The 11,458-nt window shown below is 66.9% G+C and carries 11 protein-coding genes; 5 read left to right on the top strand and 6 right to left on the bottom strand.

Translation table 11 applies throughout. From position 1 onward, the window contains the following. Positions 1 to 145: 145 nt before the first annotated feature. Positions 146 to 1,606, bottom strand: a complete 1,461-nt coding sequence (locus tag ACFWF2_RS14470) for a catalase (protein ID WP_379307927.1) — start codon at positions 1,604 to 1,606, stop codon at positions 146 to 148. Then, positions 1,603 to 2,037 (bottom strand): Fur family transcriptional regulator, encoded by a 435-nt coding sequence (locus ACFWF2_RS14475; protein ID WP_379307961.1) that lies wholly within the window; start codon positions 2,035 to 2,037, stop codon positions 1,603 to 1,605. Before ACFWF2_RS14475 ends, ACFWF2_RS14470 begins: the two co-directional genes overlap by 4 nt. A gap of 329 nt (positions 2,038 to 2,366) precedes the next feature. Between ACFWF2_RS14475 and ACFWF2_RS14480 the strand changes: the two genes are divergently transcribed. Both ACFWF2_RS14480 and ACFWF2_RS14485 read left to right on the top strand, forming a co-directional pair. Continuing rightward, complete coding sequence (locus ACFWF2_RS14480; RefSeq protein ID WP_379307928.1) at positions 2,367 to 3,605, top strand: APC family permease; 1,239 nt, start codon at positions 2,367 to 2,369, stop codon at positions 3,603 to 3,605. Positions 3,606 to 3,680: 75 nt separating this feature from the next. Further along, positions 3,681 to 5,030 carry a serine hydrolase domain-containing protein gene (locus ACFWF2_RS14485; RefSeq protein ID WP_379307929.1) on the top strand — a complete coding sequence of 450 codons (1,350 nt, stop codon included), beginning with the start codon at positions 3,681 to 3,683 and terminating at the stop codon, positions 5,028 to 5,030. Between the two features lie 48 nt (positions 5,031 to 5,078). Here ACFWF2_RS14485 and ACFWF2_RS14490 read toward each other — a convergent pair whose 3' ends face one another. From ACFWF2_RS14490 to ACFWF2_RS14500, 3 genes are all read right to left on the bottom strand, one after another. Then, positions 5,079 to 6,113 (bottom strand): aspartate-semialdehyde dehydrogenase, encoded by a 1,035-nt coding sequence (locus ACFWF2_RS14490; RefSeq protein WP_379307930.1) that lies wholly within the window; start codon positions 6,111 to 6,113, stop codon positions 5,079 to 5,081. Between the two features lie 3 nt (positions 6,114 to 6,116). Next, positions 6,117 to 7,382, bottom strand: a complete 1,266-nt coding sequence (locus ACFWF2_RS14495; protein WP_379307931.1) for an aspartate kinase — start codon at positions 7,380 to 7,382, stop codon at positions 6,117 to 6,119. Between the two features lie 137 nt (positions 7,383 to 7,519). Further along, entirely contained in the window at positions 7,520 to 8,092 is a 573-nt protein-coding gene (locus ACFWF2_RS14500; RefSeq protein WP_379307932.1) for a dihydrofolate reductase family protein, read from the bottom strand. Positions 8,093 to 8,163: 71 nt separating this feature from the next. On the opposite strand from ACFWF2_RS14500, the gene ACFWF2_RS14505 reads away from it, so the two are divergent. From ACFWF2_RS14505 to ACFWF2_RS14515, 3 genes are all read left to right on the top strand, one after another. Then, positions 8,164 to 8,736, top strand: coding sequence for a TetR/AcrR family transcriptional regulator (locus ACFWF2_RS14505; protein ID WP_379307933.1), 573 nt, complete (start codon positions 8,164 to 8,166; stop codon positions 8,734 to 8,736). Between the two features lie 98 nt (positions 8,737 to 8,834). Further along, positions 8,835 to 9,293, top strand: coding sequence for an SRPBCC family protein (locus tag ACFWF2_RS14510; protein ID WP_379307934.1), 459 nt, complete (start codon positions 8,835 to 8,837; stop codon positions 9,291 to 9,293). A 68-nt stretch (positions 9,294 to 9,361) separates the two neighbouring features. Next, positions 9,362 to 10,564 carry a low temperature requirement protein A gene (locus tag ACFWF2_RS14515; RefSeq protein WP_379307935.1) on the top strand — a complete coding sequence of 401 codons (1,203 nt, stop codon included), beginning with the start codon at positions 9,362 to 9,364 and terminating at the stop codon, positions 10,562 to 10,564. Here the strand turns inward: ACFWF2_RS14515 and ACFWF2_RS14520 are convergent. After that, the gene (locus ACFWF2_RS14520; protein ID WP_379307936.1) at positions 10,551 to 11,408 is read right to left on the bottom strand and encodes an ion transporter; all 858 of its coding nucleotides are present in this window, start codon (positions 11,406 to 11,408) and stop codon (positions 10,551 to 10,553) included. The genes ACFWF2_RS14515 and ACFWF2_RS14520 overlap by 14 nt on opposite strands. Between the last annotated feature and the right edge of the window lie 50 nt (positions 11,409 to 11,458).

The raw sequence follows: 11,458 nt of genomic DNA on the forward strand, positions 1-11,458 counted from the left end.
CTGTACTGGTTCAGCAACTTCTGACCGATAAGACATCGACGGCGCGGACGCCGAAAGGCTTCCGCGCCAACCTATTTCCTGCGGACACGACACGAGGCAGGTATGCCTTGCGGCGTACCTGCCTCGGTGTCTACTCGGATCCGGATCAGCCTTCCAGGCCGGCCCGCACCCCTTCCTCGACCCGCTTGCCGAGTTCGGCGTCGACATTGCGCCAGTACTCGAACACCCGGCTCAGCACCGGCTCGCTGACACCGGCGAGCACGTGGCCGACGATGTTGCCGACCAGGCGGGCGCGGGCGGCGTCGTCGAGTACCTCACGCACCAGCGTGCCCGCCTGGGTGAAGTCGCCGTCCTCGGCGTGCTGGATGTAGCCTGCCCGCAGCATCGACGGTTCGAACTCCCACAGGCCGCCGTCGCCCGCCTTCGACGGGTCGGCGTGCGGGCCGCCGAAGGAGTTCGGCGCGTAGACCGGCACGTCGGCGGGGTTGTACTGGTATCGCATGGCGCCCTCCTTCGAGTAGGAGTTCACCTCGGCGGCCCTGGCCTGGTTCGGCGGCAGCTGCGCGTAGTTGGTGCCGATCCGGTAGCGGTGCGCGTCGGCGTACGCGAAGACGCGGCCGAGCAGCATCTTGTCCGGCGAGAAACCGATGCCGGGGACGATGTTGGACGGCTCGAACGCGGCCTGCTCGATGTCGACGAAGAAGTTGCCCGGATTGCGGTTCAGCGTCCACTTGCCGACCTCGATCAGCGGATAGTCCTGCTGCGACCACACTTTGGTCAGGTCGAACGGGTTGAAGCGGTAGGCCTCTGCCTCGGCGACCGGCATGATCTGGACCTTCAGCGTCCAGCTCGGGAAGTCGCCGCGCTCGATCGCGTCCCATAGGTCCTTGCGGTGGTAGTCGGGGTCGGTGCCCGCGAGGGTGTCGGCCTCGGCCTGGGTCAGGAACTCGATGCCCTGATCGGTCTTGAAGTGGTACTTCACCCAGAACCGCTCGCCCTCGGCGTTGATCCACTGGTAGGTGTGCGAGCCGAAACCGTCCATGTGGCGGTAGGTCTTGGGCAGGCCGCGGTCGCCCATCAGCCAGGTCACCTGGTGCGCCGACTCCGGGCGCAGCGTCCAGAAGTCCCACTGCATGTTGTGGTCGCGCAGGCCGCTGCCTGGCAGTCGCTTCTGCGAGCGGATGAAGTCGGGGAACTTCATCGCGTCCTTGATGAAGAAGACCGGGGTGTTGTTGCCGACGAGGTCGTAGTTGCCGTCCTCGGTGTAGAACTTCACCGCGAAACCGCGTGGATCACGCCAGGTGTCGGGGCTGCCCTGTTCACCGGCCACGGTCGAGAACCGGACCAGCGATTCGGTGCGCGCGCCCGGCTGGAACAGCGTGGCCTTGGTGTAGCGGCTGACATCGCCGGTCACCACCAGCTCGCCGTAGGCGCCGGAGCCCTTGGCGTGCACGATCCGCTCCGGGACCCGCTCGCGGTTGAACTGGGCCAGCTTCTCGATCAGGTAGTGGTCGTGCAGCAGCACCGGTCCCTGGGTTCCGGCGGACAGCGATTCGTCGTCGCTCTCGACGGCACTACCGGTGTTCGTGGTGGTCGGCTTGGTCATTTCGCCTCCTGGTTTCGGCAGTCGGGGCACAACCCCCAGAAGACGACCTCGGCCTCGTCGATCGCGAAGCCGTGATCGTCCGCGGGCTGCAGACAGGGGGCGGCGCCGACGACACATTCGGTGTCGACCACCACCCCACAACTTCGGCACACCAGGTGATGGTGATTGTCACCGGTCCGCGTCTCGAACCGGGCAGGCGAGCCCGCCGGTTCGATCCGCCGCAGGATTCCCACCCGCACGCAGGTATTGAGCACGTCGTACACCGCCTGCGTCGACACCGTGCCGAGCGTTGCCCTGGTCACGGCGGCGATCGCCTCCGCATCCGAATGCGGCTGCGCGGCAACAGCATTCAGCACCGCGATCCGGGGCGCGGTGACCCGCAATCCCGCATCACGCAACAGTCGGCAAGCGTCGATCTCCTCGGTGTGCACGACATCCACTCTCCTCCTTTTCTGGAATTAGTCAAGAAATTGAGAGAATCAAGCAAGTTGCGCGGATCACATCGCGCACGCGGAATAGCTCGCCGGGAGACTCGGTTGAACACCACTGTCGGCGTCCGAACAGCCCCGGGCCTCACCCCTTTGTCGCTACGAGCGACCACTCGCCGAGAGGCGCTTGTGGGGCGCCGACACCCTGACGGGCCGTCCGGAGAGACGGCCCCTCGACTCGAACGCCGCCAGGTCTCCCTCATCGACCTGGCGGCGTTTGTCATGTCACGGCCCAGGTCGCGAACCAACCGGCGATGCTCGAGGATGGGGGTATGGCTTCGGAAGCGCGGTTGCGGCGTGAGCTCGGGTTGCGGGACTCGGTGGTGATCGGGCTCGGGGCGATGGTGGGGGCCGGGGTGTTCGCGGCGCTGGGTCCCGCGGCGGGGGTCGCGGGGTCGTGGTTGCTGGTGGCGTTGGGGGTGGCGGCGGTGGTGGCGTATTGCAATGCGATGTCGTCGGCGCGGTTGGCGGCGTTGTATCCGGTGTCCGGTGGAACGTATGTGTACGGACGGGAGCGGCTGGGGGCGTTCTGGGGGTATCTGGCGGGGTGGGGGTTCGTGGTCGGGAAGACGGCCTCGTGTGCGGCGATGGCGCTGACGGTGGGGAGTTACGCGTGGCCGGAGCAGGCGCATGCGGTGGCGGTGGGGGCGGTGGTCGTCGTGACCGGGATCAACTATGTGGGGGTGCAGAAGTCGGCGCTGGCGACGCGGGTGATCGTGGGGCTGGTGCTCGCGGTGCTCGCCGCGGTGGTGGTGGCCGGGTTCGGCGGGAATCGTTCGTCGGCAACGGTTCTCGATGCGGAGATCGGGCCCTACGGTGTGTTGCAGGCAGCCGGACTGCTGTTCTTCGCGTTCGCCGGGTACGCGCGGATCGCCACGCTCGGCGAGGAGGTGCGCGATCCCGAGCGCACGATTCCGCGGGCGATCATGCTCGCGCTGGCGGGGGCGCTGGCGGTGTACGCGCTGGTCGCGGTGGCCGCGCTGCTCACGCTGGGTTCCGGTGGACTCGCGGCGGCGCGCGATCCGCTCGCGCGGGTCGTCGAGGCCGCGGGCGTGGGATGGCTCGCGCCCGTGGTGCGGGTGGGTGCGGTGCTCGCCGCCGCGGGCTCGCTGATGGCGCTGATCCTCGGTGTGTCGCGGACGACGCTGGCCATGGCGCGCGACGGGCATCTGCCGCGTGCGCTCGCCGCGGTGCATCCCCGGTACGCCGTGCCGCACCGCGCGGAGCTCGCGGTGGGGGTCGTCGTCGCGGTACTGGCGGCGACGATGGACCTGCGCGCGGCGATCGGGTTCTCCTCGTTCGCGGTGCTCGGCTACTATCTGGTCGCGAATCTGTCGGCGGCCACTCTCACCGCGGCCGAACACCGGCCGCCGCGCTGGGTTCCCGTGCTCGGGGCGCTCGGGTGCGTCGTCGTCGGGTTCTCGCTGCCCATCGGCTCGGTGCTGGCCGGACTCGGCGTGCTGGCTTTCGGCGCGGCAGTGTATGCGGTTCGGGGTTTTACGGGTAGATGAACATACCCGCGATTAGGGGATCGGGCGGCCCCGCTTTACGGGTTACGGAACTCGCCGCGGGTTACCCTCGGCCGCATGGGGCTGATCAGGGGTTTTTTCGCGGGAACGATGGTAGCCACCTTGGGTTCGGCGAGTCTGTTCGCCGGGCCCGCGACCGCTGCCCCTGACACATCGACGACCTGTGCGGTGACCTCGGCACGCGAGCTCGAACGCGCGCGCCCCGAACAGGTCGGCCTCGACTCGGCGAAAGTCGAAGCGGCACTGCGGTTCGCGGCCAGCCGCAACCGGTTGAATGTGCAGGTGTTCCGGCACAACTGCCTCGTCGGGGAAGGGCTACGCAACGACGAGACCGGCAATGTCGCGTGGAACATCTGGAGCGTCACCAAATCGGTGGTGTCTATGCTCGCCGGAATCGCCTCCGACCAGGGCAAACTCGTGATCGACGCGCCGATCGACCACTACCTGCCCGCCGGCCTTGGCGATGCGGCGCACCGCTCGATCACGGTGGAGAACCTGCTCACCGAGACCTCCGGCATGAAGACCGGGGTGCTCACCGAGGGTGTGACCGCGGTGATCCCGATCGACCCGAACAGTGCCGTGCAGGCGCTGGCCGTTGAACTGACCAACCCGCCCGGCACCAAGTTCAGCTACAGCCAGCGCAATGTCGACCTGCTGTCGTATGTGATCGAGCTGGCCGTCGGCGAACCGTTGCAGCAGTTCGCGCAGCGCGAGTTGTTCGACCCGCTCGGCATCGAACGCAGCGACTACTACTGGGCGCGTGACCGTTCCGGCCACACCTACGGCTACGCGCATCTGCTGCTGCCACCCAACGACCTCGCCAAGCTCGGGCTGCTCGTCGCCAACGACGGCCGCTGGGGCGATTCCCGGCTGATCTCGTCCGGTTATCTGCGCAAAGCCCGCACGCCGTCACCGCAGAACAGCTGCTACGGCTACCTGTTCTGGGTGGGTCCCGGCTGCGCCGAGTCACCGGACTTCCTGCCCGACGACACGTTCTTCATGTCGGGCCTCGGCCTGCAGAACGTCTGGTTCATGCCGAGTCTGGACCTGACGGTGATGTGGACCGGCCCGTTCGGCAACGAGACCAAATATGGGCCCGCCGGGGTGATCGCGCATACCGAGGAACTGCCGCACGAGTTCTTCCGACGGTTGTTCACCGCGTTCACCGACACGAAAGCGCCCGTCGCGCAGCCGTATGTGGAGCCGCCGGTGAGGTTCGACCCGAGCACCCTCGTCGACCGCGACATCCTGCTGGCGGTATTCGGCATCGGCCCCGGCGCCTACCCCGGCTGCACCGTCTTCAACTGCCTGAACCAGCCACTGGCGGCCCCGTTCGCCGACATTCCGCCGGGGTGCGCGATCCTGGCCTGCGTCGGCGACGATCCACGCACACCGGGAATCCGTTGACACGAAAACGGGCCGGGTTGGTGACCCGGCCCGTTTCGACAGCGATGCTCAGCGGTTGTTCAGGAGAACTTCCGCGATCTGAATCGTGTTGAGCGCGGCGCCCTTACGCAGGTTGTCGCCGGAGATGAACAGCGCGAGACCGCGACCGCTCGGAACGCCCGGATCCTGGCGGATACGGCCGACCAGGGATTCGTCCTGACCCGCGGCGGCCAGCGGGGTCGGCACGTCGACCAGGCGCACGCCCGGCGCCTTGGCCAGCAGTTCCTTGGCCTGCAGCACCGAAAGCGGTTCGGCGAACTCGGCATTGATCGACAGCGAGTGGCCGGTGAAGACCGGCACACGCACGCAGGTGCCGCTGACCAGCAGGTCGGGCAGGCCGAGGATCTTGCGGCTCTCGTTGCGCAGCTTCTGGTCTTCGTCGGTCTCGCCGGAGCCGTCGTCGACGAGCGAACCCGCGAGCGGGATCACGTCGAACGCGATCGGGGCGACGTACTTGTTCGGCGCCGGGAACTCGACGGCGCTGCCGTCGTGCACCAGCTTCTCCGCGTCGGCGGCCACCGCGCGGATCTGCGAGGCGAGCTCCTCCACACCGGCCAGGCCGGAGCCGGACACCGCCTGGTAGCTCGACACGATCAGGCGCTGCAGGCCAGCCACGTCGTGCAGCGGCTTGAGCACCGGCATCGCGGCCATGGTGGTGCAGTTCGGGTTCGCGATGATGCCCTTGGGCAGGTTGCGGGTGGCCTCGGGGTTGACCTCCGAGACGACCAGCGGCACCTCGGGATCCTTGCGCCACGCCGAGGAATTGTCGATCACGGTGACACCGGCGGCCGCGAAACGCGGGGCCTGCACGCGCGACATGGTGGCGCCCGCCGAGAACAGCGCGATGTCGAGACCCGACGGATCGGCGGTCTCGGTGTCCTCGACGACGATCTCGCCGCCGCGCCACGGCAGCGTCTTACCGGCCGAGCGCGCGGACGCGAAGAACCGCACCTCGTCGGCCGGGAAGTTGCGCTCCTCGAGCAGCTTGCGCATGACAGCGCCGACCTGACCGGTCGCGCCGACGACTCCTACCCGTACACCCATCGCTTAACGCCCCGTTCCGCCGTGGACGACGGCGGCCTCTTCGCCGCCGAGATCGAAGGCCTTGTGCAGGACCTGCACTGCCTCGTCGAGTTCGGTGTCGCGCACCAGAACCGAGATCCGGATCTCCGAGGTGGAGATCAGGTCGATGTTCACGCCCGCGTTGGCCAGCGCCTCACAGAAAGTGGCCGTGACGCCCGGGTGCGACTTCATGCCCGCACCGACCAGGGAGACCTTGCCGATGTGGTCGTCGTAGAGGACCTGCGCGAAGCCGATCTCGTCCTGGCGCTTGGTCAGCATCTCGACCGCGCGGGCGCCGTCGGTCTTGGGCAGGGTGAAGGTGATGTCGGTCTTGCCCGTGTCGACCTTGGAGATGTTCTGCAGCACCATGTCGATGTTGATCTCGGCGTCGGCGACCGCACGGAACACCTTGGCCGCGTAGCCCGGCTCGTCCGGCAGGGCGACGACGGTCACCTTGGCCTCGCTGCGGTCGTGCGCGACGCCGGTCAGGATTGCCTGCTCCACGGGAATGTCCTCCATCGATCCGAAAACAGTGGTGCCGATCTTGTCGGTGTAGGACGACCGAACATGAACGGGAACGTTGTAGCGGCGCGCGTACTCCACGCAGCGCAGCATCAGCACCTTCGAGCCGCAGGCCGCCATCTCCAGCATCTCCTCGTAGGAGATGTTGTCGAGCTTCTGCGCGTCACCGACGATGCGCGGGTCGGCGCTGAAGATGCCGTCGACGTCGGTGTAGATCTCGCAGACATCGGCTTTCAGCGCCGCGGCCAGCGCGACGGCGGTGGTGTCGGAACCGCCGCGGCCCAGCGTGGTGACGTCCTTGCTGTCCTGGCTGACGCCCTGGAAGCCGGCCACCAGCACGATCTGGCCCTCGGCCAGCGCCTCCTGCAGGCGGCCAGGGGTGACGTCGATGATCTTGGCGTTGCCGTGCGCGCCGGTGGTGATCACGCCGGCCTGCGAACCGGTGAACGAGCGCGCCTCGGCGCCGAGCGAGTGAATCGCCATGGCCACCAGCGCGTTCGAGATGCGCTCACCGGAGGTGAGCAGCATGTCCATCTCGCGAGCAGGCGGCGCCGGGGCCACCTGCTCCGCGAGATCGAGCAGCTCGTCGGTCGTGTCGCCCATGGCCGAGCAGACCACGACGACGTCGTTGCCCTGCTTCTTGGTCTCCACGATCCGTTCAGCGACGCGCCGGATCCGCTCGGCGGTGGCCACCGAGGATCCTCCGTACTTCTGAACAACGAGAGCCACGGCTAGGTCCTTCACGGTCGACAATCAGGCTTGGTATCAGCGACCTAGACTACCGGCCCAGGTCTACCGGTTCAGCCGCTACCTCCCCAGCCTGTGGAAAACGACACAGGCTTGTCACCTGTGGATAGCCACGGAAATCAGGCCCGGGAGAACCAGGTGACCTGCGTGCCGTTGTCGAATTCCTTGCGCTGCACCGGCGTGAAGGATGTCGGTTTGAAGACACCGGTGAACGCCTGTACGCCGTCGCCCGCGATGACCGGGTAGCTCTTGATGACGATCTCGTCGATCTCGTCGATGAGCTGACCGGCCAGCTTCCCGCCGCCGCACAGCCAGATGTCGCCGCCTTCCTGTTCCTTGAGTTCGCGGACCAGCGCCGCGGGATCGCCGGAGACGATCTCGACGCCGGGGTGATCGGCCTGCGCGAGCGAGGACGAGACGACGTACTGCTTCAGGTGCGAGAACGGGCTCTCGACGTGCTCGCCCGGCAGGATGTAGGTGCCGCGACCCATCAGCACCGTGTCCCAGTTCTTGGCCGGCAGCTCGGGGTCCATGCCGAAGTGCGCCCGGAGATGGGTCGGAATGGCATCGGGGAACTCGGCCATCACCCATTCCACGTAGTTCTGCGGCGTCGGATAGAAGTCGACCTCGCCGCCGGGACCTGCGATGTAGCCGTCGAGCGAGACACCGATGTAGTAGACAAGCTTTCGCATGGGTACCGCCTAAGTTGTTGTACTCTGAATGAAGTGGTTTGAACGTAGTACTACAGACGGAGTGGTGTCAAGTGCGAACTAATCCCGAGCGACGACAAGCTCTGCTCGACGCGGCGATCGAGGTGCTGGCAGGCGAGGGCGCCCGCGGCCTCACCTTCCGCGCGGTGGACAAACAGGCCGGGGTGCCCGTCGGCACCGCGTCCAACTACTTCACCAGTCGCGACGAGCTGCTCACCCAGGCAGGCACGCGCTTCTACGAGGTGGTCCAGCCGACCGAGGAGACGATGGCGCTGGTCAGCGAGGGACCGAAGACGGTCGAGAACATCAAGGGACTGATGAAGGAGGTCGTCAGCCGGCTCGAATCGCACCGCACCGCCTACCTCGCGCTGCTCGAATTGCGCCTGGAAGCCACCCGGCGTCCCGAGCTGCGCGAGGTGCTCACCGAGCGGGTCCGCGCCGATATCGACTTCAACGTCCGCAACCATCTGGCGTCCGGCCAGCCGGGCGACGAGGCGTCAGTACTCCTGCTGTATCTGGCCATCAACTGGCTGATCGTCGAACACCTCACGCTGCCCGGAATTTTCACCGAGCAACAGAGCATGGAACTGATCGAAACCGCCGTCGAGCGGGCAATACGCGGCTGACCCGGTCATTTGTCCAGACCATAGACGTGTTGACGATCACTGGTACAACTGTGCACAATCGGGCGCGAAGACAGCGGGGGTTCGGAGGATAGACAAAGATGCGCTCGAAGATCGACATCCGATTCACCGTCGATGCCCCCATCGATCAGGTCATGGATGCCCTACTCGCCGTCGATCGACTGGCGGAGTGGTCCCCGTCCTTCAGCGACGTGCGCATCGGCCCTCTCGATCCCAACGGCAGGCCGCGCCGGGTGTTCGTGACCGCGTACTTCATGGGCGACTCGGACTCGCAGGTCCTCGAATACACCTGGGAACCCCACCGGGTGTCCTGGGAGGTCGTCGACAGCAGCCGCGGCTCGAAAGGCGGCGGCTCGTACGAGCTGTTCGAGGGCCCGGAGGGCACCGAGGTCGACCTCCACGTCGAATTCCGGTACCCGCTGCCCATCCCCGGCCTGCTGTTCAACCGGAATCTCCGCAAGGAGCACCAGCAGGGTGTGGACAACTTCATCGACTTCGCCGAGCAGTTTCCCCCTGTCGGGGGTTACGCCATCGGCTAGTTGCGCCGACGGCGAAAGCGATCGCTCGTTCCGCGCGGACGACGAGTCCGGGTGCGACGATGAGCGGCATGATCGGTACTCGACGGGTTCGGTTCCAGCAGGTGGCCGAAGGCGCCTCGGTAACCCAGCTCGAATTGTTCTTCGACCTCGTGATCGTCTTCGCCTTCACGATGGTCACCGCGCTGGCCGCCGACAATCCCACCCCGACCAACGTGATCCGCGCCGCGCTGGTCCTCGCGCTGATGTGGTGGCTGTGGATCGCCTACTCCTGGCTCGGCAATGTCGTGCGGGCCGACGAGGGCATGGCCAGGCTGGCGATGTTCGTCGCGATGGGCGGGGCGTTCATCGCGGCACTGACCATTCCCGAGGCGTTCGAGGACCTGAGCGGCGGGTGGTTCGGCCCGCTGGTCTTCGCCATCGCCTATCTCGTTGTTCGGCTGGTGCACGTCTCGATCTTCTGGGTGATCAGCGCCGAGGACTCCCAGCTGCGCGGACAGGTGCTGCGCTGGGCGCTCGGCTCGATCACCCTCGGCACCGCGCTGCTCGTCGTCGCGGCCACGACCGAGGGCTTCACCCAGATCATGCTGTGGCTCGCCGCGATCGTCGGCGACATGGTCTGGACCTGGTTCGCAGGCACCGACTGGCGGATCAACTCGGCCTCGCATTTCGCCGAGCGCTACGGCCTGATCGTCATCATCGCCCTCGGTGAGTCCATCGTCTCGATCGGCATCGGGGTGGCCGGGCTGCCGATCTCGTGGCCGATCGCGCTTGGCTCGATGCTCGGGCTCGCGGTGTCGGGGCTGCTGTGGTGGCTGTACTTCGACGTCGCGGCGATCTCGATCGAGCACGCCTTCGCCCACGCCAGGGGCGCGCACCAGATCAAGATCGCGCAGCGCAGCTACACCTACGGGCATTTCCCGATGATCGCCGGCGTCATCGCGCTCTCGCTCGGGTTGAAGAAGGTGCTGTATTACGTGGGCGACGCCTCGCATCACAAGCTGACCGACGCGCTGCACGGCATTCCGCTCGCCGCGCTCTTCGTCGGGCCCGCGCTGTTCCTGCTCGGCGTCGTCGCGGCGAAGTACTACGCGACCAAGTCGGTGTCGATCGCCCGGGTCGTCACCGCGGTGGTGCTGGTCGCGCTGATCCCGGTGGCGACGAATCTGCCCGCGCTGGCCTCACTCGCGGTGCTCTGCGCGGTGCTGGCCTTGCTCGTGATCTTCGAGACCATCCGCTACGCGCAGCCGCGCGACGAGATCAGACACGCTTGACCTGCGAGAGGTGGTGGCGCACGCCGTGCTCGGCGGGCGTCGCCCCTCGATGCGACGGGGGCACCCGCACGCCAGCGCGGACCGCGTCGTTGATCTGGTCCAGGTTCTCCCGCAGCATGTCGGCGACCAGTTCGTCGGTGCGCGGGTCGTCGAGCAGCTGGCGCAGCATCCGGTACACGGTGTCGGCGACCAGCCGGATGATGTCGTCGTGGAACGGGACGTAGCGCAGCTTGCCCGTCTGCGGATCGTTCTTGATCAGGTCGACGATCATCTGGTCGACCTCGGCGTGGTTCTCCTCCAGCGCCGCGGCGATGTTCTTGGTGTAGTGGCCCGCGCGCAGAACCTTGGAGACCTCGTCGAGGATCGCGATGGTCATCGGGCGCTTGATGACGTCGACGATGGTGCCGACGAACCGGTTCACGATCGTCGCGGTGACCCGCTCACCGAGTGCCCGGTCGGCGACCCGGCCGAGCCGGATCAGGATCACCACGATGCGCAGCAACCGGAAGCTGCGGAAGATCGGGCTGGTCACCGGGATCATGCCGAGCACTTCGTACCAGTAGACGAACGGGAACGACCACGGCCAGCCCGCGCGCCGCCAGCGCCACAGGAACTCGATCAGGAAGATCGCGCAGATCGTCCAGTCGGTGATCACGATCGCGCGATAGGTCGCGTCCGAGACTGTGAAGAAGGTGATCCACACGACCAGGACCACCGAGATGATCGCCAGGACCAGCATGAACAGATCGGTGCGCAGGGACGGGGTCTTGGAGCGCACGTCCGGCAATGCCTCGACCCGCTCGATGCCCGGTGAGGCCACCTGTGTGCTCCCTTCGAACGCCATCGTCCCTGCCGAGGGTAACGGCCGGACCGGCGCGCGCCGGTCAGATCGCG

It is taken from the genome of Nocardia sp. NPDC060259, from assembly GCF_042728775.1.
Taxonomy (GTDB): Bacteria; Actinomycetota; Actinomycetes; order Mycobacteriales; family Mycobacteriaceae; genus Nocardia.